The sequence below is a fragment of the Mesorhizobium sp. G2-6-1 genome, assembly GCF_055809095.1.
In genome coordinates, this window is record NZ_CM147896.1 from 296610 (window position 1) to 318439 (window position 21830).

Below are 21830 nucleotides of genomic sequence, written 5' to 3' on the forward strand. Positions count from 1 at the left end.
TTCTGGAATTGAAATTTCCATTGAATTCGCAGTATGATCCTACGGCCTGTCACGCTAAAGGTCGCGGGTTCGAGTCCCGTCACTCGCGCCATTTCTTTTCTGCATATCCGGAGCCATAATGTGGCTTCAGTCATCGGAACCTGAGCCAGAACTTCTGCTTGTTGATGATCCTACCGCGGCGCGCATATTTGCTCCTTGCCTGAAAATACCAACCATAGCAAACACGCATGCCCTCCTTTTGATCACAAAAAAGCCGGGCAGGCCCGGCTTTTGAATTACACTCATGTAATGCGGTCTTTAATTGACCGCATCCTTGAGGCCTTTGCCCGCCGAGAACTTTGGCACGGTACGGGCTGGAATTTGCACCTCCGCGCCAGTCTGCGGATTGCGGCCGGTTGAGGCAGCACGCTGCGATACGGTGAAATTTCCGAATCCAACAAGACGGACATCTCCGCCCTTTTTCAACTCGCCGGTGATAACGGAAAATACCGCATCAACCGCCGACTGTGCGTCACCCTTCGCAATACTCGCGGCATCGGCGACTGCGGACACCAGTTCGTTCTTGTTCATAAAATTTCCCTTCCATGAGAAAACCGGGACGAGCGACTCATCCGGCAGGAAGGTGACTTTAAAAAAAGCGCTCCAGCAACCAAGCGGGAATGAAGGAAAAAACGCAAAAATCCCCTGTTTTCCGGGATTCTTGCCATAAAAAAACCGGGCACAAGGCCCGGTTTTCATATTGGTGCAATGCAACATTAGAATTAACTAATGTGCAAGGCTCTTTCCGGTCTCGTCTGCCGCGTCATCTGGCGCGGGTGGATTGATCGGTTCAACCCATTCGATTGGCTCCGGCATCCGCACAAGCGCGTGTTTCAAAACCTCACCGACCCTTGCCACTGGGATGATTTCCATCCCATTCTTGACGTTGTCAGGTATCTCCACCAGATCCTTGGCATTGTCTTCCGGGATCAACACGGTCTTGATGCCGCCGCGAAGTGCCGCGAGCAGTTTTTCCTTGAGACCGCCAATAGGCAGCACCCTGCCCCGCAAGGTTATCTCGCCAGTCATTGCCACATCCGCCCTGACGGGAATGCCTGTCAGGATCGAAACAATGGCTGTTGCCATTCCAACGCCCGCCGATGGACCGTCCTTTGGCGTGGCACCTTCCGGCACATGGACGTGGATGTCGCGCTTGTCGAACAATGGAGGTTCAACACCGAAATCGATGGCGCGAGAGCGGACGTAAGATGCTGCTGCGGAAATCGATTCCTTCATGACATCCTTGAGATTGCCGGTAACCGTCATTCGACCCTTGCCGGGCATCATGACACCTTCAATCGTCAGAAGTTCACCGCCGACTTCAGTCCACGCCAGACCGGTCACAACGCCGACCTGGTCGTCCGTCTCGACCTGACCGAAGCGATAGCGCTGCACGCCAAGATAATCAGACAGATTCTCGGCTGTGATTTTCACCGACTTCTTCTTGGTCTTCAAAATCTCGGTCACAGCTTTGCGGCCAAGCTTCATGAGTTCACGTTCGAGGCTGCGAACACCTGCCTCACGCGTATAGGTCTGGACGATCGCACGAATGGCGCTCTCGTCGACGGAAAACTCTTTCGGCTGCAGCGCATGATCGCGGACCACCTTTGGCATCAGGTGCCTTTTGGCAATCTCGATCTTTTCGTCCTCCGTGTAACCGGCGATACGAATGATCTCCATGCGATCCATCAAAGGACCAGGAATGTTGAGCGTATTCGCCGTTGTCACGAACATCACGCTCGACAGGTCATACTCAACCTCGAGGTAGTGGTCCATGAACGTCGAATTCTGTTCCGGGTCGAGCACTTCAAGCAAAGCCGAGGACGGATCGCCGCGGAAGTCCTGCCCCATCTTGTCGATCTCATCGAGCAGGAAGAGTGGATTGGACTTCTTCGCCTTCTTCATCGACTGGATGACCTTGCCGGGCATCGAGCCGATATAAGTGCGCCTATGACCGCGTATCTCGGCCTCATCGCGCACACCGCCAAGCGCCATGCGAATGAACTCGCGCCCCGTCGCCCTGGCAATCGACTTGCCAAGCGAGGTCTTACCGACGCCGGGAGGCCCAACGAGGCACAGAATAGGCCCTTTCAACTTCTTCTGACGGCTTTGGACGGCAAGATATTCAACAATGCGATCCTTGACCTTGTCGAGCCCGTAATGGTCAGCGTCGAGCACATCCTGCGCGAAGCCCAGATCCTGCTTGACCTTGGAATTTCGGCCCCACGGGATCGACAGGATCCAGTCGAGATAGTTGCGTACGACGGTCGCTTCCGCTGACATTGGCGACATGGTGCGCAGCTTTTTCAACTCGGCTTCCGCTTTTTCGCGGGCTTCCTTGGTCAGCTTCGTCTTCTTGATGCGTGCCTCTATTTCGGCGGACTCATCGCGCCCATCCTCGCCTTCGCCAAGCTCCTTCTGGATCGCCTTCATCTGCTCGTTGAGATAGTATTCGCGCTGCGTCTTCTCCATCTGGCGCTTGACGCGCGAGCGGATGCGTTTTTCCACCTGCAGCACAGAAATCTCGGCTTCCATGAAACCCATCGCCCGCTCAAGGCGAGATTTGACGGAAAGCGTTGCAAGCATTTCCTGCTTTTCGGGGATCTTGATCGCAAGATGCGAGGCCACCGTATCAGCAAGCTTCGAATAGTCGTCGATCTGGCTGGCAGCACCAACCACTTCGGGCGAGATTTTCTTGTTCAGCTTGACGTAATTTTCAAAGTCCGTGACGACAGAACGCGCAAGCGCTTCCATCTCCACCTCTTCATCTTCCGGCTCAAGAAGTACAGTTGCATGCGCCTCGTGGAAGTCGTCACGTTCGGTGAACGCTGTTATGTTCGCGCGCGATGTGCCTTCGACCAGCACCTTGACGGTGCCGTCCGGCAATTTCAGCAATTGAAGTACGTTGGCAAGCGTGCCGACATCATAGATCGCGCTGGATTCGGGATCGTCGTCTGCAGCGTTCATCTGGGTGGCCAGTAGAATCTGCTTTTCCTGGCCCATGACTTCTTCAAGCGCCTTGATTGATTTTTCGCGACCGACAAAAAGCGGCACAATCATGTGCGGGAACACGACTATGTCGCGCAAGGGGAGGACTGCGTAGACGCCGTCATCGGAAGATCGGGCTATTTTGGCCATTCTCAAACCTTTCCATCGCAACCGCTCTCAGCCAATTGCGAATCTCATATTAACGACCCGGGGTCGTTCCGCCTACCACCGATTATTGCCGGATATTTACAGCACAGAACGTGGCCCTACGGGCTTCCACAGTTAGTTGGATACACATCGTCGAAAGATCAAGGTCCAATGCAGTCACACCGTCGATCTATTGTATTCCATACCGAGCAAAGAAAAGCGAAACGGCGCCTTGCAGCGCCGCTTCTACATTCGATCCAGGCCATGTCAGGCGCTGACATTGCCCTTCTTTTCCTTCTCATCGGAATAGATATAGAGCGGTCGCGCACCGCCGGACACCACCTCTTCGGAGATGACCACTTCACGCACGCCCTCCAGCGCCGGCAATTCGAACATGGTATCGAGCAAAATAGCTTCCATGATGGAACGCAGGCCACGTGCGCCGGTTTTACGCTCGATGGCGCGCTTGGCGATCGCCGACAATGCATTTTCGTGGAAGGTCAGATCGACACTCTCCATCTCGAACAGGCGTTGATACTGCTTTACAAGCGCATTCTTGGGCTCGGTCAAAATCTGGATCAACGCAGGCTCGTCCAGATCCTCCAGCGTCGCGAGGACGGGCAGTCGTCCGACGAACTCGGGTATCAGGCCGAATTTCAACAAATCCTCCGGCTCAACCAGACGGAAGACTTCACCGGAGCGACGATCTTCCGGTGAAGAAACCGTGGCGCCAAAGCCAATGGAGGTTTTTCTGCCGCGATCCGAGATGATCTTGTCTAGACCGGCGAAAGCGCCGCCGCAAATGAACAGGATGTTGGCGGTATCGACCTGCAAAAACTCCTGCTGCGGATGTTTCCTGCCGCCCTGCGGCGGAACGGAAGCCACGGTGCCTTCCATGATCTTGAGCAACGCCTGCTGCACGCCCTCGCCCGACACGTCTCGCGTGATCGAAGGATTGTCGGACTTGCGTGAAATCTTGTCGATCTCGTCGATATAGACGATGCCGCGTTGCGCCCGCTCGACATTATAGTCGGCCGATTGCAACAGCTTGAGAATGATATTTTCGACATCCTCGCCAACGTAACCGGCTTCCGTCAGCGTCGTGGCGTCGGCCATCGTAAAAGGCACGTCGATGATGCGCGCAAGCGTCTGGGCAAGCAGCGTCTTGCCGCAGCCGGTCGGGCCGATCAGAAGAATATTCGACTTCGCCAGTTCGACATCGGCGCTTTTCGAGGCATGGGCCAAACGCTTGTAATGATTGTGAACGGCAACCGAGAGCACGCGCTTGGCGTAGGGCTGGCCAATGACGTAATCATCAAGAACCTGAAGAATTTCCTGCGGCGTGGGCACGCCCTCGCGCGACTTCACCATCGAGGTCTTGTTCTCCTCGCGGATGATGTCCATGCACAGTTCGACGCACTCATCGCAGATGAAAACCGTAGGTCCGGCGATCAGTTTGCGCACTTCATGCTGGCTCTTGCCGCAGAACGAGCAATAGAGCGTATTCTTGGAATCACCGCCGCCGTTGCTGACCTTGCTCATCTTCCAGTCCTTTCATGGTCGCCCGCCAGTGGTCTGGCAGACAAGGCCCACATACAATCTATCGCGGGTTTCCCACGTTGCCAGTGCCTTGATTTCCCGTCATCTGTTCCAGATGAAACATATATCGGAAAACGTGGCAATGACTGCCGGAGCCCCGTACAAAGCTAAGCCGCCGAAACTCAATATAGCCTTAACGTAGGCAATCGAGCACGCTGTGGGAACAGGCAATTGTGGCTGAAATGCCGCAAAATCATCAAAAACGCGTCATAGCACACGTCTTCAGTGGCGACAGCCCTTATTCCTTGACCTCTTCGACCGCTTCTCGCGACGAAATAACCTTGTCGATCAGGCCGAAATCCTTCGCTTCATCGGCGGTCATGAAATGGTCGCGATCCAGCGTCTTTTCGATCTCTTCGTACTTCTTTCCGGTGTGCTTGACGTAAACCTCGTTCAGCCGGCGCTTCAGCTTGATGATATCCTGGGCATGGCGCTCGATGTCCGATGCCTGCCCCTGGAAGCCGCCGGAAGGCTGGTGGACCATGATGCGCGCATTCGGCGTGGCAAAACGCATATCCTTGTGGCCCGCGGTCAAAAGCAGCGAACCCATTGAGGCGGCCTGGCCGATGCACAGCGTCGAGACGGCTGGCTTGATGAACTGCATGGTGTCGTAGATGGCCATGCCGGACGTGACCACGCCGCCAGGCGAATTGATGTAGAGGTTGATTTCCTTTTTCGGGTTCTCCGCTTCAAGGAAGAGAAGTTGCGCGCACACCAGCGTGGCCATGGCATCTTCCACCGGCCCGGTAATGAAGATGATTCGTTCTTTCAAAAGGCGCGAGAAAATGTCGTAGGACCGCTCGCCGCGGTTGGTTTGCTCGACCACCATTGGGACGAGGTTCATGTAGGTTTCGACGGGGTTCTTCATCGACTGTCCCTTACTTCAGGTGGAATTGTGGTGCCCCAAAAGGCAGAATCGTTCAGAATTGATCCCTGTAAATAGGACGCCCACTTACCGTTGTGCAAGACCAACCCTGCACCGTGCGTGGTTAAGGTTGCCTGTTAACGAAGGTCGTGTGAGCAATCAGACGATTTCGGCACGTAGCCAGCGCTTCAGTTCATCAAATTCGCCACTGCCAAGCGCGCCGGCAACACGGCGCCCCACGGCCGCGCCAAATTTGTAACCGTGGCCGGAGCAGGCCGAGACAATCAGGCATTTGTCTTTTTCGTGGGCCAGAAATTTCTCGTCCTGTGTAAATGTGTAGGCACAGGTCACAACTTCGGTAATGACGTATTCCTCGATCCGGGCAATTGGCGGCGAAAACAGATTGCGAATGGCCTCGCCTTCGCCTTCCACCGGTTGCCGATTCCAGTCGGCATCGCTGGTTTCCACCCTGTGCAGACCCGAGCCGAATTTCATGCCTGTTCCACGTGTCGGCGGGATCATGTAGCCGTCGGTTTGGCCACCAACATCAAGAATGACGGGGGCAGCGTCCCACGTTGTCTTGAGATCGGCCGGCGGCTCGACATAAGCCATCGCGGTTCGGTAGGTTTTCAATCTGGTGCCAAGTTCGGGGAAAAGCTTGAGAACCCATGCTCCTGCCGTGATGACGATCTTGTCTGCCTGCATGGTCTCGCCGCTGGCCAGTGTCACCACGCCCTCAGCCGAATCAACGGCCACAACCTTGCTGTGCTCGAAGACATTGGCGCCATTGGAGCGCAGCCAGCCGGCAATTCCGGCAGCTATCTTGCGGCAGTGCAGCGCGCCGCCATCGGGCGAGAAATAGGCGTAACGAAAAGTTCCCGCCTGCAGAAATGGCCAGCGGGCAACGGCCTCCGCAGGTTCATATAGATCGAAGGGGTAGCCACCCTCCTCCATGCCTTCACGATATTCCTCGGCTTCGTCGCCCACTTCACGCGAAACACACAGAAAACCGCGCGCGTCGAGATGGTTTTCACCGAGATCAGCCCAGAGTTCATCCCATGCCTCGTAAGCCTCACTGATCAACTGGCCGTAGCCTGTACCAGCCCGGTAAGCGCGGCGAATGATGCGATGGTGGTCGCCAGACGCCGCCAATGGATTGGGGATCGGCCCCTGTTCGACGATGCTCACGCTATGGCCTTCCTTGACCAGCGACCAGGCCGTCGAAAGACCGGCAATTCCGGCACCCACCACAATAATGTTCATCGGCACACGCCTTTCCACGGCAATTGATCGAAGCCCGAATTTCCCAGTGTCGGCTGCGTATTCGTCGGCTGACGAATTTCAAAGAGCTCCAGACTCCATAGTTTGAAATGGAAGCGGGCGCAAAAGCGGATTTCACTTTGGCTGGCCGTGTTCTATTGATCTAGGGTCAGGACTCATTAATCTGGTTGGACTGGTATGAGCAAATTTGTTCGGATACGAGGAGAAAGCCCGCAGGAAACCATCCGGTTTTCAAGGGCTTGCGACGCTGTAGGCGGGCAAATTGACCATATCCTTGCGGACGGCGAAACGGCTGCGACCTGCGTCGTCGAACCGCTCGATCGGGGGTGGACCCCGCTCTTCGCGCTTCTCCTTGCTTCTCATTGCCGTTTCAGCCGCCATTTCAATCACATTAATGAGTCCTGACCCTAGCATGAGCCAGACGTCACCGCCGCCCTATCTCCATTTTGATACCGATACGCGCCATATGCGGCTCGATCCGCATGAACCGGCTTTCGTTCAAAACCCCTATGAGGCCTATGCCTGGCTGCACGCGGTCAGCCCGGCATTTTTCTGGGAAGAGTACGGTTTCTGGTGCTTTGGCAGCTATGACGACGTCAGCCGCCTGCTCCGCGACCGCCGTTTCGGCCGCCAAAACCCCGGCGGCGTACCTGATACGCGCGCAACCAGCAATGACCGCACGCATCTGGCGGCGTTCGATACTATCGAGGCCAGATCCCTGCTCGAACTGGAACCACCGGTGCATACGCGTCTCAGAACATTGGTCAATCGCGCCTTCGTGTCTCGCCAGGTTGAACGGCTGCGTCCGCGCATCGAGGCGCTTGCCAACCATTTGATCGACGGGTTTCCACCCGGCACACCCGTGGACTTGTTGAGCAACTATGCAGCGCCACTTCCCATCACCATCATTGCCGAAATGCTTGGCGTGCCTGTCGAAATGGGGCCACAACTGCTCGACTGGTCGCACCAGATGGTGGCCATGTATATGCATGGACGCACGCGTGAAACCGAGGAGAGCGCCAACCGCGCCGCACTCGACTTTTCCAGTTTCCTGCGAAGCTACATTGCCAAACGGCGCAGAAATCCGGGCGACGACCTCCTGTCACTGTTGATTGCAGCGCGCGATGAAGGTCAGAAATTGAGCGAAGACGAGTTGGTGTCGTCTGTCATACTTCTTCTCAATGCCGGACATGAAGCAACCGTCCACCAGACAGGCAATGCGGTAAGGTGCATCCTCGCTCAAGGCGGCGATCCGCGCCGATTTTTCGGATCGCCAGAGGCGACTGCCACAACCGTCGAAGAGTGCCTGCGCATTGATGCGCCGCTGCACATGTTCACGCGCTACGCCTATGAGGAGATCGAGATTGCGCCGGGCATCTGTATACGTCCGGGTGAACTCGTCGGGCTCCTGCTTGGCATGGCCAATCATGACCCGGAAGCATTTGCCAATCCGCAGGCTTTTACGCCCGGACGGCCCGACCAGAAGAATGTGACATTCGGTGCCGGCATTCATTTTTGCGTCGGCGCGCCGTTAGCGCGGCTCGAATTGCAAGTGTCGCTGATGACATTGTTCGAGCGCATTGCGCATTTGAAACTGAAAGACCGCCCGCAGTTTCGCGACAGTTTCCATTTTCATGGGCTGGAGGCGCTTTACGTCGAAGCGTGAACGACGCTTCACAGCTTGATGACGTATTCCTTGCGAGTCGTTTCAAGCACTTCCCAGCTTCCCTTGAAGCCGGGTCTCAACACAAAACTGTCTCCTGCCTTGACGGTGCGCGCCTCGCCGCCATCCTCGGCGATGATCGAGGTGCCGGAAAGGATGTGGCAAAACTCCCACTCGTCATATTCGATGCGCCATTTGCCGGGCGTTGCCTGCCATATGCCGGCATAAAGGCCCCCGTCACGCTCCTCGACATTCCAGCTCGTGAATTTCGGGTCGCCTGAAATAAGCCGATCAGGAGCCGGCGCGCCATTCTCGGGCGCGACGGCTGCGATATCTATTGGCGCGAAGTTCACGCCTTGGCCAGTGCCTGTTCAAGATCGGCGATGATGTCCTTGACGTCTTCAATGCCGACTGAAAGGCGAACCACTTCCGGTCCCGCACCTGCCGCGACACGCTGCTCGTCGGACAATTGACGATGGGTTGTCGAAGCCGGGTGGATGACCAGCGACTTCGTATCGCCAATGTTTGCAAGGTGGGAAAACAGTTCCAACCCTTCGACGAACTTGATGCCCGCGTCATAGCCGTCCTTGAGGCCGAAGGTGAAGACCGCACCAGCGCCTTTTGGCGAATATTCCTTGTGAAGTGCGTTGTTCTTGTCGCCCGCAAGGCCCGGATAAGACACCCAGGAAATCTTGGGATGTTTGGACAGCCATTCTGCAACCGCCAGCGCATTGTCGCAATGGCGCTGCATACGCAGCGGCAAGGTTTCCAGACCGGTCAAGATCTGGAACGCGTTAAACGGCGAAATTGCCGGGCCAAGATCACGCAAACCAAGCACACGGGCAGCGATGGCAAAGGCGAAATTTCCAAATGTCTCATGCAGGACCATGCCGTTATATTCAGGGCGCGGTTGCGACAACATCGGATATTTGCCGGACTTCGACCAATCGAAGGTACCGCCGTCAACGATGATGCCGCCAATCGAATTTCCGTGGCCGCCAATGAATTTGGTCAGTGCGTGCACCACAATATCAGCCCCATACTCGAACGGGCGCACGAGATAGGGCGATGCCAGCGTATTATCGACGACGAGAGGCAGGCCATGTTTGTGGGCTATCTCGGCAATCTTCTTGATATCGACAAATTCGCCACCGGGATTGGCAAGGCTTTCGATATGAATGGCCTTGGTTTTTTCATCGATCAGCTTTTCAAAACTGGCCGGATCATCGACATCGGCCCAGCGGACTTCCCAGCCAAAACTCTGGAATGCATGGCCGAACTGGTTGATCGTTCCGCCATAGAGCTTCCGGGCGGCAACGAAATTCTCGCCTGCGGCCAACAGCGTATGGAAAACGAGAAGATGCGCGGATTGGCCCGACGCTGTGGCAAGGGCCGCCGTTCCGCCCTCGAGAGCCGCAACGCGCTCCTCCAGCACCGCCTGAGTGGGGTTCATGATGCGGGTATAGATGTTGCCGAACGCCTTGAGGCCAAACAGCGAGGCAGCATGGTCGGCGTTTTCAAATACGAATGAGGTGGTCTGATAGATCGGAGTCGCGCGAGCACCGGTAGCCGGGTCGGGCTTTGCCCCCGCGTGAACAGCAAGTGTGTTGAAGCCGGGGGGTCTGCGACATTTTATTCCTCCAGAAGAGCCAGATTGGAAATCGGTTGCTATCATTGGCGAAGCATTGCGGCAAATGCAAAGCGTAAAATGCCTCTGCACCGGGAGCTTTGGTACAAAGCTTCTGGCGTTCGACTATTTTTGAGAAAATAATTCTACGCGCTGCGCGGCAACGCTGCCCAAAGAGCAAAAGGGGTCAGGTCCGCCTGATGCCAAAACTCTGAAAACCGGCGCGCATTATCGGTTTTTTGGATGAAATCACGCCGGAATTGACTCCGTTCCAGCCAATTTCGCCGGAAAGTCGGCCATATTCGATCTTGGGACAGCGATTCATGACCACTTTTATGCCGGCGGCTTCGGCTTTTGCAGCGGCTTCATCGTGACGAACGGTAAGCTGCATCCAGATTACCCTAGGCAGCGGTGTCAGGGTCAAAATCTCATCAACAATGGCCGGCACAGCGTTCGAGGCGCGGAAAATGTCGACCATGTCGATCGGTTCGGGAACTTCAGACAGTTTCGCATAGGTCATGCGGCCAAGCATTTCTTTTCCGGCAAATCCCGGATTGATCGGAAAGACTGAAAAACCCTTGCCAAGTAGATATCTCAGCACGAAATTGCTCGGCCTGATCTCGTTGGCGGAAGCACCGACCATGGCGATGGTTTTCACCGAATTGAGAATGCCGGCGATGTAGGCGTTGTCATAACTATCGTGATTCATGCAGCCACTTCGGTTGGTTGGTGCCTGTATTTATTCATGGAACGAATTCGCGACGGCAATTAATCGGGCAGGGAAATACGGCCATCCTCATCTATGGGGAAATCCGGATTGTGGGCAATTTCCCAAAGATGACCGTCAATGTCGGCGAAATAACCGTACCAGCCGCCCCAGAATGCGCGCTGGGCTGGTTTGACTATGCGGCCACCTGCGAGTTCGGCAGCGGCGAGCACCTCGCTCACCTCTTCTTCGGAGCGGGTATTATAGGCAAGATAGACACTTGAAGGCGCATCAGCCAAATTTACGCCCGCATCCTTTTCAGCCTCGGCCCGTGGAAACAGAGCCAGAATTGCTCCGCCCATCTGGAAAAACGCTACCCCATCCTTGATACGATGGCGTTCAAGGCCCATCGCCTCGTAAAACGCTGCCGCACGATCAAGATCTGCCACAGCAATGGTGATGATGGAAATGCGTGGTTCCATCACTCCCCTTTCCATTCCGGCTTACGCTTGCCGATGAAGGCGCCGATGCCCTCCTCGGCATCGCGGGCCATCATATTTTCCACCATGACACGGCCGGTGTATTCATAGGCCTCGGACAGCCCCATCTCGGCCTGCCGGTAAAATGCTTCCTTGCCCGTCTTGAGCGCCAAAGACGATTTCGAAGCAATGGTTTCGGCGTATTTCATCACTATCTGATTCAGGTATTCCTTCGGGACGGCGCGGTTAACGATGCCAAATTCTTTTGCGGTTGCTGCGTCGATCGTTTCACCTGTCAGCAGCATCTCCATAGCCTGTTTGCGCGAGGCGTTTCGCGACAAGGCCACCATCGGTGTCGAGCAGAAGAGCCCGATGTGAACACCGGGCGTACAAAAAGTGGATTCGTGTGTGCAGACTGCCAAATCGCAACTGGCTACCAATTGCAGGCCGGCGGCAGTTGCCAGGCCATCAATTTCGGCAATGATCGGCTTGGGATGGTTGACGACAGCTTGCATGAGTGCGGCACAGGCATCGAACGTCTCTTCAAAAAACGCCCTGCCGCGATCAGGGTCTGCCCGATGCGCGGTCAGTTCCTTGAGATCGTGACCGGCGCAAAACAGTTTACCGGCAGCAGCGAGGACAATGACGCGAACGGCCTTGTCGTCCCGGGCATTTTCAAGCTCGCCTTGCAAGGCCTCCATCGCCGCCAGCGACAGGGCATTGGCGGGTGGGTTGGAAAGCGTCAAGCGCAAGACTGCCCCTTTGCGTTCGACCAAAACCAAATCATCAGTTACTTCGCGTTTCATTGCGACGACATCGGCCATTGTCATTACTCCTTGCATTGCGCCGGACTCCTTGCACTGCGCCGGTCCGTTTATCCGACATCGGAATGGCAAAAACCAGTACGACGTCCGTTGAACACGGAGATTGTGAACGAGGGCTTTGTGCCTGTACAACGAGACACGGCACAACCGTACCACGCGATATTCGAGGACCCTGACATGCCTGCACAGACAAACATCGACCCAGTCCTGAGCGCCGATCAGGTCAATGCGTTGATGCAGAGTGCCTATCCGCAACTCAACGAAGGTGGGCGCGCCTATGAAGCGGTCGATGTGTTTACCGGCGGCTGCACGGTTCGCCTGAATGCAGATGCTCGGCATTTGCGCCCTGGCGGTACCGTTTCGGGACCCTCCCTGTTCACGCTGGCCGACATTGGCGGCTATGTCTGCGTTTTGACACATGCTGGCCCCGATGCTCTGTCGGTAACGACCAATCTCACCATCAATTTCATGCGCAAAGCCGAGGCAGGCCCGCTCAATGGCCACTGCCGCATTCTGAAGCTCGGCAAAAGCCTGATGGTCTTCGATATCGACATTGTCGGCGCGGACGGACAAAGCGTTGCCCAAGCGAGCGGTACCTATTCCATCCCGCCAAAGAGCTAAATTTATGCGGTAAAATATTACCACATATCTAACATATTGTTTTTACTTATATTATTGCAGATTGCGGGTATTTTGGAACCTTGACGATCTGTATCCCGTTCCTTATAAGCAGCATCGAAACAGCGGCCTACAAAGGTCGCCGTTTTGTTTTGGTGGCAAACGCCTACCAATCAAAACAACAAGAAACGCCTTCCTGCTTCATTTTGGCAGGCATGGTCCAAACTGAAAGTAAATATCCATGACAACCTTTTCGCAGAAGCCTGCGGACGTGGTGAAGAAGTGGCTGCTGATTGACGCCGAGGGTCTCGTCGTCGGTCGCCTTGCTACTGTCGTCGCCAATCGCCTGCGCGGCAAACACAAAGCGACATTCACCCCCCATGTCGACGATGGCGACAATGTCATCATCATCAATGCCGACAAGGTGGTTTTGACCGGCAAGAAATACACCAACAAGGTCTATTACTGGCACACCGGACATCCCGGCGGCATCAAGGAGCGCACCGCGCGCCAGTTGCTCGAAGGCCGTTTTCCCGAGCGTGTTCTGGAAAAGGCAGTCGAACGCATGATCCCGCGCGGCCCGCTTGGCCGCCGCCAGATGAAGAACCTCCGCGTCTATGCAGGCGCTGAACATCCCCACGTCGCCCAGCAGCCCGAGATACTCGACGTCGGCGCGCTGAACGCCAAGAACAAGAAGGCATCATAATGGCTGAGCTTTCCTCGCTCGCAGAACTCGGCACGGTCGCACAGGCTGAAGAGACTGCTGCCCCGGTTCATGTCCAGAAACTCGACAAGTTGGGACGCGCTTATGCGACCGGCAAGCGCAAGAACGCCATTGCGCGTGTTTGGGTGAAGCCCGGCTCCGGCAAGATCGTCGTCAATGGCCGTGAGTTTGCGACATATTTCGCACGCCCGGTGCTACAGATGATCCTCAACCAGCCAATCGTTGCAACCAATCGCGTTGGCCAGTTCGATGTGATCGCCACGGTTATCGGTGGTGGTCTCTCCGGCCAGGCGGGTGCGGTGCGTCACGGCATTTCCAAGGCGCTGACCTATTATGAGCCAACGCTGCGTGGCGTCCTCAAAAAGGCGGTTTCCTGACCCGCGACAGCCGCGTCGTTGAACGCAAGAAGTACGGTAAGGCCAAGGCTCGCCGCAGCTTCCAGTTCTCAAAGCGCTAAACTCTTTCTTTCGGCAGTATGTCGAAGGCAACACAACAAAATGGCCGTGCGGACAACCGTGCGGCCATTTTGTTGCCTATTTTTCCAATCCCTGCGCCGCCGGTATCGCGCCTAAATTCGATGCTTGATCAAACGGGGCAAGGCATAGCAAAGCTGGTTGGGTTTCCGAAGACGAACGGATGACGAGTGACGAGCCGGTCTGGCCGGAAAGCACCCCTACAAAAAAGCCCCGAACGAGCCGGGGCTTTTGATTCTCGGTTTGGGTAAGATCAATTCCCGGCTTTCGCCTTGTCCTGCTCTTCCTTGAGCTTCTTGGCGAAGTCCTCATTGTTCTTGGTAACGAATTCCTGCAACTTTTTCTGACGTTCCTCGATATCGGACTGCTGGAGTGGCGCGCCATCGAATGCGTCACTGAAACCTTGCAGGGTGATTTTGATCGGGTTCGGCTGATTCTGGAAATTGATCGACGTCAAAGTCAATTCCGAACCTTTCTTGAACGACGTTACGATCTGGTCGGTCAAGGGCACTTCTGCCACGCAACGATCTGGAAAGCAGATCACATAGTCAAGCTTTTGCGCCTTGCCGCCATCCACCTGCAAACCGATGCCGGGGGGCACCAAGCGACCGGTGGGAACGGTGACCTGGAACACCTTGCGGTTAACCTTGCCCTTGAGGTCGATGAGGCTGACACCCGTGATGAGCTGACCATTTCCGGCGGTGACGATATTCTGCACATTGCAGATGTCCACATCTTCCTGCTTGGTGCAGGCCTTGAACCAGCCCTGTGGAATATTTTGCTGGGCAGCAGCTTGCAGCAGGCCCGCTCCCAGGAAACCGGCCACGCCTGCGGCGATGACCGAAAGGCGGTAAGCGTTGGAGTTCAAGCTCTTCATATGGTGCGCTTCCTCTCGACTGTGCCTGCGGCACGTTGCCCGTACCGTATGGCCCCGCTACCTGTTGCTGAAATGCGGCAACAGAATGGCTTTGGCGGGCGTGTTACACTGCCATCGCCAACGAATCCAGTCTATTCAACGCATTTCTTGCTCGGCGCACAGCGAGGCGCGAAGATCGTCGCCTCATGTTACGGTGTCAATCGAATCATCATATCCGATTTCAGGAGACGGTCATGGGCCGCAGTTATATCTGGCTGACCGCCGCGCTATCCTTACTTGTCATATCGATGCAGCCGGCAGCTTCGGCACCCAAACATGCGATTTCCATGCAAGGTGAACCGGCGCTACCGGCAGATTACACGCATTTTACCTACGCCAACCCCGATGCGCCGAAAGGCGGCAACATCACATATTGCGTCGTTGGGACATTCGACAATCTCAACCCGTTCATCATCAAAAGCCTGCGCACTACGGCTCGTGGCATGATGGACACAATCTTCGGCAATCTCGTTTTCGAGCCCTTGATGCAGAGAAACGCCAATGAGGCCTTCAGCCTCTACGGTCTGCTGGCCGATTCGGTTGACATGGGCCCAGAACGAAAATCCATCGAATTCCACCTGAACCCCGCTGCAAAATGGTCGGATGGCGAGCCGGTGACGCCGGAAGACGTACTGTTCACCTATGACGTTTACACCGAGAAAGGGCGCCCGCCCTACAGCAGCCGAATGGCAAAAGTGGCCAAGCTGGAGAAAACCGGCGACCGTAGCGTGAAATTTACTTTCAATGACAAGGCCGACCGTGAATTTCCGCTCATCATCGCGATGACGCCTATTCTGCCAAAGCACGCTTTCGATAAAGAGACATTCGACAAGACAACGCTAAAACCATTGATCGGCAGCGGCCCCTATACGGTAGCGCAAGTGGTGCCGGGCCAGCGCATCGTGTTCAAGCGCAATAGTTCATATTGGGGCAAGGACATCCCGTCGAAACGCGGTTTCGACAATTACGACCAGATCACCATCGAGTATTTCCTCAACGCTAATGCGCAACTGGAAGCTTTCAAGAAAGGGCTTTGTGCCATCAATACAGAGGGCGACCCCGTCAAACGCGCGCGTGATATGGATTTCCCGGCTTTCAAGGATGGGCGCGTAGTCGCCGAAACCTTCAAGAGTGGCATCCCTCCGGTGGTTACCGGTTTCCTGTTCAACACGCGGCTGGAGAAATTCTCCAATCCTCTGGTGCGGCGTGCGCTCGGCATGCTTTATGACTTCGAATGGGCCAACAAGAACCTGTTTGGCGGCAATTTCACCCGCACGACCAGTTTCTGGCAGGGCTCTGATCTGTCGGCGCTTGGTCATCCCGCCAGCGCCAAGGAAAAAGCCATGCTGGCCCCCTTTCCCGGCCGCGTGCCGCCAAATGTGATGGACGGTACATGGAGGCCGCCGGTGAGCGATGGCTCCGGGCAGGATCGCAAAGTGCTGCGCGCCGCCTTCGATCTTTTGAAAAGTGGCGGCTACCAGATCAAGGATGGCGTGATGCTCGATCCGAAGGGCCAGCCATTCGGTTTCGAGATCATGACATCATCGCAAAGCGAACAAAGGCTTGCGGCGCTTTACCAGCGGACGCTTGAGAAGCTTGGCATTCAGGTGAGCATTCGCGCGCTTGACGGCGACCAGATCCAGTCGAGAAAGCAGCGTTTCGACTTCGAAGTGCTGATCGGCTCCAGCGGCTTCAACAATTCGCTGTCGCCCGGCATTGAGCAGATCGGACGCTGGGGCTCGTCGGCAGCCAATATCGAGGGATCGTTCAATCTCGCCGGTGTGGCCGATCCGGCAATTGACGCGGCCATCAATGCAATGCTGAACGCGCGGGAGAAAGACGACTATGTCGCCGCTGTTCGTGTGCTCGACCGGTTGCTGATTTCCGGCAATTACATGGTTCCCATGCAGCACAATACCGAGCAATGGGTCGCGTACTGGAATTATCTGGACCATCCGAAAAAGACGTCACTATATGGCTATCAGTTGCCGACATGGTGGCGAAAAGCCAACTGAATTCCTAAGTATCCGGTTTCCACGAAAGGATATTGACATGAGCGAGACGGCTTCCATTTCCATCGACGTCGTGTCGGACGTTGTTTGCCCGTGGTGCTATGTCGGGCAAAAGCGACTGGATACGGCCGTAGCGGCGGCAAGCGATGTTGATGTTCATATCAACTGGCGGCCGTTCCAGCTCGATGCGACCATCCCCACAGAGGGCAAGAGCCGCCGTGACTATCTGGTTGGGAAATTCGGAGACGAAGAGCGCATTCGAGAAATGCATGAACGCATCGAGTCCGTTGGCACGGATGAAGGCATTGCGTTCGATTTCGACGCCATCAAGATTGCACCAAACACGCTGAATGCGCACCGCGTCATTCGCTGGGCCGGTGCGATGGGTGAAGATATCCAGAACCGGCTTGTGCGGCGTCTATTCCAGCTCAATTTCGAGCAAGGCGCAAATCTTGGAGACCCGGCGGTTTTGCTTGAGGCTGCGGGCGATGCGGGCATGGACACGGCGACTGTCGAGGCGCTGCTGCCAACCGATGCGGATGTCGAGACCGTGCAAAGCGAGATTGCCACGGCAAGTCGCATGGGTGTTACCGGGGTTCCGTGTTTTCTCATTGAAGGCAAATATGCGGTGATGGGTGCGCAGGATGCCGAGACCATCGCCGATGCCATCCGGCAAATTGCTGCTGCCAAGGCACGCGGGGAACTGGAAAACGCTGAGTAGGCTCAGCGCCCAGCGGCCTACCCCGCAAGTTTTGCCAGTTGCGTCATGACGAGCGCCGATCCGCCAAGCCGTTTTTCGGCATTGGGCCAATCGCGGATGAACACGACGCTCTGATCCGGTCTGATGCGTGCAAGCGAACCTTGTTGCGCAATAAAATTCACCAATGCCGCCGGATTTGAGAACTCCTTCTTGCGGAACTGGACGACGACGCCCTTTGGCCCGGCGTCGAGCTTTTCCACATTGGCCTTGCGGCAGAGCGCCTTGATGAAAACGATTTTCAGCAAATGCTCGACCTCTTGCGGCAGCGGCCCGAAGCGGTCGATCAGTTCGGCACCGAATGCGTCGATTTCTTCCGTGTTATCCAAATCGCCAAGACGCCTGTAAAGCGCCAACCGCAATTGCAAATCAGGAACATAGCTTTCGGGGATCATCACCGCCGTACCGACGGAGATTTGCGGTGACCAGCCACCCTCGTGAACCTCGCCCGAATCCTTGACCTCGGCCACCGCCTCTTCCAGCATCTGCTGGTAAAGCTCAAATCCGACTTCCTTGATATGGCCCGACTGCTCCTCGCCAAGCAGATTGCCCGCGCCGCGAATATCGAGGTCATGGCTGGCGAGCTGGAACCCAGCACCCAGCGTATCCAGCGACTGCAACACCTTCAAACGCCGGTCAGCGGTATCGGTAAGCTTCTTTCTGGCAGGCAGGATAAACAGCGCGTAGGCGCGCACCTTCGAGCGGCCAACGCGACCGCGCAACTGATAAAGCTGCGCCAGCCCGAACATGTCGGCGCGATGGACGATCAGTGTATTGGCGGTTGGAACGTCGAGGCCGGATTCGACAATGGTCGTCGACAGCAAAACGTCATACTGGCCGTCATAGAAGGCGGTCATGATGTCATCGAGTTCGCCGGGCGGCATCTGCCCATGCGCAACTGCGATTTTCAATTCCGGCACGGATTCGCGCATGAAGTTCTGCACTTCGACAAGATCGCTGATGCGTGGAACGACATAGAATGATTGGCCGCCGCGATAGCGTTCGCGCAGCAGTGTTTCGCGTATGACCAGCGGATCGAAGGGCGAAATGAAGGTACGCACCGCCATGCGATCCACCGGCGGTGTCGCGATAAGTGACAATTCGCGCACCCCTGTCAGGGCGAGTTGGAGGGTGCGCGGAATAGGCGTGGCGGACAAGGTCAGCACATGCACGTCGCTCTTGAGGTCTTTGAGGCGCTCCTTGTGCTTGACGCCGAAATGCTGCTCCTCGTCGATAATCAGCAGGCCCAGATTCTTGAACGCAATCGAGGTTCCAAGCAGCGCGTGCGTGCCAACGACGATATCGACGGTGCCGTCAGTTACCCCCTTCTTGGTCTCGGCCAGTTCCTTGGCGCCGACAAGGCGCGAAGCTTGGCGGATGCGAATCGGAAGACCGGAAAAGCGTTGCGAAAAAGTCTTGAAATGCTGGCGTGACAGGAGCGTTGTGGGGACAACGATCGCGACCTGAAAACCTTCCATTGCAGCGACAAAAGCCGCGCGCAGCGCGATTTCCGTCTTGCCGAAACCGACATCGCCGCAGATCAACCTATCCATCGGCCGGCCAGCGGAAAGATCGTCGATTACCGAGTCGATGGCGGTTTGCTGATCCTCGGTTTCTTCATAGGGGAAGCGCGCCGCAAACTCGCCATAAAGACCGTCAGCGGGGACGAGTGTCGGGGCGGCACGCATCTGCCTCTCTGCGGCGATGCGGATCAATTGCCCGGCCATGTCGAGCAACCGCTTCTTCAGGCGCGCTTTACGCGCCTGCCAGGCTCCGCCGCCTAGCCTGTCCAGAGGTGCCTCTGCCGAGTCCGAGCCGTAACGCGACAAGAGTTCGATGTTTTCCACCGGCAAGAACAACCGATCATCGCCTGCATAGTGAATTTCAAGGCAATCATGCGGCGCGCCAGCCGCCTGTATGGTTTTCAACCCGATGAAACGGCCAATACCGTGATCGGCATGAACCACGATATCGCCAGACGACAGTGAGGAGGCTTCGGCGATGAAATCGGAAGCCTTCTTCTTGCGCTTTGACCGGCGGATAAGCCGATCACCCAGAATGTCCTGCTCGGCGACGACAACCAGTCGGTCCGTCTCGAACCCGGCTTCAAGGGGCAGAACGGCAAGACCGGCCTGTCCGCCAGAAAGCTTGTCGATGTCGGCAAGTGTCGCGACCGTTATCAGATTGCCAAGATTATGTTCAGCAAGGATCTGGCCAAGCCGGTCGAGTGAACCCTCGGTCCAACCGGCAACGACCACGCGCCGCTTTGCTGCCCGCTCATCGCCAATGTGCTTTACCACCACATCGAAAACATTGGCGTTGGGGTCGGCGCGTTCCTCGGCAAAACTGCGCCCCGAACGCGCGCCTGCATGGAAAAGTTTTCTCGCACCGGCATCTGGCGCTGCAAAAGGCGTGAATTCGATCGATTCGCGCTCGACAAGAGAAGCCGTCAGGTCGTCCGGTGAAAGATAGAGCAAATCCGGCGGTACCGGCTTGTAAGGCACCGCTTCCTTCAACGAGGCATCGGCCTGTGCCTTGCGTGCTTCGTAATGGTCGAGGATCAGCGCGTAGCGCTCAGCCAGCGCCTCATGGGCAAGATGGTCGAACACGACAGGCACATCCGGCAAATAGTCGAATACGGTCTCCAGCCGTTCGTAAAACAGCGGCAGCCAGTGCTCCATACCGGCAAAGCGACGTCCTTCACTGACGGCCGTATAAAGACCATCGTCAGGGGATGGCGCACCGAACGCTTCGATATAGGAACGGCGAAAGCGACTGATGGTTTCGGGCGTCAGCGCAACTTCACTCATGGCCTGCAACGCCATGGCGTTGCGCTGGCCGGTGGTGCGCTGGCTGGCAACATCGAAGGCGCGAATCGATTCCAGAGTGTCGCCAAAAGTCGAGCCGAAGTGCTTCCGCCCAACCAGGTGCATAAAGATCGAGAATGCCACCGCGTACGGCAAACTCGCCAACGCCCCGAACGGTGGGAACACGCTCGAAACCAGACGTCTCCAGCCTGGAAGCGAGCTTGTTCATGTCGATCTGATTGCCGGGCTTGGCCATCAATGTTTGGGATTCGAGCAGTTCTGCCGGAGGAATGCGCTGGAGCAAGGCGTTGGCGGTTGTGAGGATAACCGCGCGATGTGGGTTTCTTGCAAGTTCAATGAGCGCGCTAAGCGAGATCAAGCCGGCGTGCGGCAACCTCGGAACCGGGTGAAACACGGTCATAAGGCAAGCAATCCCATGCCGGCATTTCAAGCACCGGCAGACCGGGCGCAACGAAGGCCAGAGCCTCGACAATCGCGGGCAGGCGCTGGCCGTCGCGAACGACAAACAGCAGCGGTTTGTCGGGCGTGATTTCATGAGCCGTTTGCGCAATCGCAAAAGCCTCGTAGCCATCGGCAACGCCGTCGATGATGAATGAACCGGCCGCGTTTTTCGGCAGGCCGATTGTGGGGATGAGTTTCATGAAATCACGTTCAGAATGTCATTGTGCGCCGCGCGGCTAGTATCTTGTTCAGGATCGGCGATGCTGCAGAATCGGGAATCGGCTGTGCAAGGGTGATCCAGGCCAGGAGATCGGCATCGGGAATATCCAGAAGCTTTTCATATTGCTCGATCTCGTCACTGGTCAAGTTGCCAATCTCAGCATCGGCAAAAGCGCCCAAAATGAGATCCATTTCGCGCATACCGCGATGCCATGAACGGAACAGCAGCTTGCGGCGGCGAGCTTCGAGGCCCTCGCTCGATCTGGTTATTCCGGTCATGTTTCTTAAAATCCTTTTCGATTGGCGCGGATATAGCGTGGATAGCGCCTTGTGTCAGCCTTGTGTGAAAAGCAAGTTGCTCTAGGGTCAGGACTCATTAATGTGATTGGAATGGCGGCTGAAACGGCAATTAGGAGCAAGGAGAAGCGCGAAGAGCGGGGTTCACCCCCGGTCGAGCGGTTCGACGACGCAGGTCGCAGCCGTTTCGCCGTCCGGGCAGATATGGCCAATTTGCCCGCCTACAGCGTCGCAAGCCCTTGAAAACAGGATGGTTTCCTGCGGGCTTTCTCCTCGTATCCGAACAAATTTGCTCATACCATTCCAACCAGATTAATGGGTCCTGAC

The 21830-nt window shown here is 56.2% G+C and carries 18 protein-coding genes and 2 pseudogenes; 6 read left to right on the plus strand and 14 right to left on the minus strand.

Annotated features, from left to right (window positions below):
- Window positions 1-297: 297 nt before the first annotated feature.
- The 5 genes from AC0L7S_RS01400 to AC0L7S_RS01420 all read right to left on the minus strand — a co-directional run bounded on the left by AC0L7S_RS01400 (window position 298) and on the right by AC0L7S_RS01420 (window position 6901).
- Window positions 298-570 carry an HU family DNA-binding protein gene (locus tag AC0L7S_RS01400; RefSeq protein ID WP_473474131.1) on the minus strand — a complete coding sequence of 91 codons (273 nt, stop codon included), beginning with the start codon at window positions 568-570 and terminating at the stop codon, window positions 298-300.
- Between the two features lie 195 nt (window positions 571-765).
- Window positions 766-3177: an endopeptidase La gene (gene lon, locus AC0L7S_RS01405; protein ID WP_473472743.1), complete on the minus strand. Its 2412-nt coding sequence runs from the start codon at window positions 3175-3177 to the stop codon at window positions 766-768.
- Between the two features lie 264 nt (window positions 3178-3441).
- Window positions 3442-4716: an ATP-dependent Clp protease ATP-binding subunit ClpX gene (gene clpX / locus AC0L7S_RS01410; RefSeq protein ID WP_473472744.1), complete on the minus strand. Its 1275-nt coding sequence runs from the start codon at window positions 4714-4716 to the stop codon at window positions 3442-3444.
- 295 nt (window positions 4717-5011) lie between these two features.
- Window positions 5012-5641: an ATP-dependent Clp endopeptidase proteolytic subunit ClpP gene (gene clpP / locus AC0L7S_RS01415; protein WP_473472745.1), complete on the minus strand. Its 630-nt coding sequence runs from the start codon at window positions 5639-5641 to the stop codon at window positions 5012-5014.
- 156 nt (window positions 5642-5797) lie between these two features.
- Complete coding sequence (locus AC0L7S_RS01420; protein WP_473472746.1) at window positions 5798-6901, minus strand: NAD(P)/FAD-dependent oxidoreductase; 1104 nt, start codon at window positions 6899-6901, stop codon at window positions 5798-5800.
- Between the two features lie 430 nt (window positions 6902-7331).
- Between AC0L7S_RS01420 and AC0L7S_RS01425 the strand changes: the two genes are divergently transcribed.
- On the plus strand, window positions 7332-8585 hold the full coding sequence (locus tag AC0L7S_RS01425; RefSeq protein WP_473472747.1) for a cytochrome P450: 1254 nt from the start codon (window positions 7332-7334) through the stop codon (window positions 8583-8585).
- 8 nt (window positions 8586-8593) lie between these two features.
- On the opposite strand, the gene AC0L7S_RS01430 is transcribed toward AC0L7S_RS01425, so the two are convergent.
- The 5 genes from AC0L7S_RS01430 to AC0L7S_RS01450 all read right to left on the minus strand — a co-directional run bounded on the left by AC0L7S_RS01430 (window position 8594) and on the right by AC0L7S_RS01450 (window position 12218).
- Entirely contained in the window at window positions 8594-8935 is a 342-nt protein-coding gene (locus tag AC0L7S_RS01430; RefSeq protein ID WP_473472748.1) for a cupin domain-containing protein, read from the minus strand.
- Window positions 8932-10257, minus strand: a complete 1326-nt coding sequence (locus tag AC0L7S_RS01435) for an O-acetylhomoserine aminocarboxypropyltransferase (RefSeq protein ID WP_473472749.1) — start codon at window positions 10255-10257, stop codon at window positions 8932-8934. Before AC0L7S_RS01435 ends, AC0L7S_RS01430 begins: the two co-directional genes overlap by 4 nt.
- Window positions 10258-10396: 139 nt before the next feature.
- Window positions 10397-10918: a CoA-binding protein gene (locus AC0L7S_RS01440; protein ID WP_473472750.1), complete on the minus strand. Its 522-nt coding sequence runs from the start codon at window positions 10916-10918 to the stop codon at window positions 10397-10399.
- Window positions 10919-10977: 59 nt separating this feature from the next.
- A complete protein-coding gene (locus tag AC0L7S_RS01445; RefSeq protein ID WP_473474132.1) occupies window positions 10978-11397 on the minus strand; it encodes a VOC family protein in 420 nt (139 codons plus the stop codon).
- Window positions 11397-12218: an enoyl-CoA hydratase gene (locus tag AC0L7S_RS01450; RefSeq protein ID WP_473472751.1), complete on the minus strand. Its 822-nt coding sequence runs from the start codon at window positions 12216-12218 to the stop codon at window positions 11397-11399. The genes AC0L7S_RS01445 and AC0L7S_RS01450 overlap by 1 nt, the downstream gene beginning before the upstream one ends.
- 177 nt (window positions 12219-12395) lie before the next feature.
- On the opposite strand from AC0L7S_RS01450, the gene AC0L7S_RS01455 reads away from it, so the two are divergent.
- The 3 genes and pseudogenes from AC0L7S_RS01455 to rpsI all read left to right on the plus strand — a co-directional run bounded on the left by AC0L7S_RS01455 (window position 12396) and on the right by rpsI (window position 14017).
- A complete protein-coding gene (locus tag AC0L7S_RS01455) occupies window positions 12396-12839 on the plus strand; it encodes a PaaI family thioesterase (protein WP_473472752.1) in 444 nt (147 codons plus the stop codon).
- 238 nt (window positions 12840-13077) lie between these two features.
- Entirely contained in the window at window positions 13078-13542 is a 465-nt protein-coding gene (gene rplM, locus AC0L7S_RS01460; protein ID WP_473472753.1) for a 50S ribosomal protein L13, read from the plus strand.
- Window positions 13542-14017, plus strand: a pseudogene (rpsI, locus tag AC0L7S_RS01465) (30S ribosomal protein S9). Before rplM ends, rpsI begins: the two are co-directional and overlap by 1 nt.
- 269 nt (window positions 14018-14286) lie before the next feature.
- Here rpsI and AC0L7S_RS01470 read toward each other — a convergent pair.
- Window positions 14287-14910: an invasion associated locus B family protein gene (locus AC0L7S_RS01470; RefSeq protein WP_473472754.1), complete on the minus strand. Its 624-nt coding sequence runs from the start codon at window positions 14908-14910 to the stop codon at window positions 14287-14289.
- 287 nt (window positions 14911-15197) lie between these two features.
- Here AC0L7S_RS01470 and AC0L7S_RS01475 point away from each other — a divergent pair, with 287 nt between their 5' ends.
- Together AC0L7S_RS01475 and AC0L7S_RS01480 are read left to right on the plus strand one after the other, a co-directional pair.
- Window positions 15198-16964, plus strand: coding sequence for an extracellular solute-binding protein (locus AC0L7S_RS01475; RefSeq protein WP_473474133.1), 1767 nt, complete (start codon window positions 15198-15200; stop codon window positions 16962-16964).
- A 37-nt stretch (window positions 16965-17001) separates the two neighbouring features.
- The gene (locus AC0L7S_RS01480) at window positions 17002-17682 is read left to right on the plus strand and encodes a DsbA family oxidoreductase (RefSeq protein ID WP_473472755.1); all 681 of its coding nucleotides are present in this window, start codon (window positions 17002-17004) and stop codon (window positions 17680-17682) included.
- A gap of 17 nt (window positions 17683-17699) precedes the next feature.
- Here AC0L7S_RS01480 and mfd read toward each other — a convergent pair.
- The 3 genes and pseudogenes from mfd to AC0L7S_RS01495 form a co-directional block, all read right to left on the minus strand.
- Window positions 17700-21187, minus strand: a pseudogene (mfd, locus tag AC0L7S_RS01485) (transcription-repair coupling factor).
- Between the two features lie 10 nt (window positions 21188-21197).
- Window positions 21198-21485 (minus strand): FAD assembly factor SdhE, encoded by a 288-nt coding sequence (locus tag AC0L7S_RS01490; RefSeq protein ID WP_473472756.1) that lies wholly within the window; start codon window positions 21483-21485, stop codon window positions 21198-21200.
- Window positions 21486-21647: 162 nt separating this feature from the next.
- Entirely contained in the window at window positions 21648-21800 is a 153-nt protein-coding gene (locus tag AC0L7S_RS01495; RefSeq protein ID WP_473472757.1) for a hypothetical protein, read from the minus strand.
- Window positions 21801-21830: the final 30 nt, after the last annotated feature.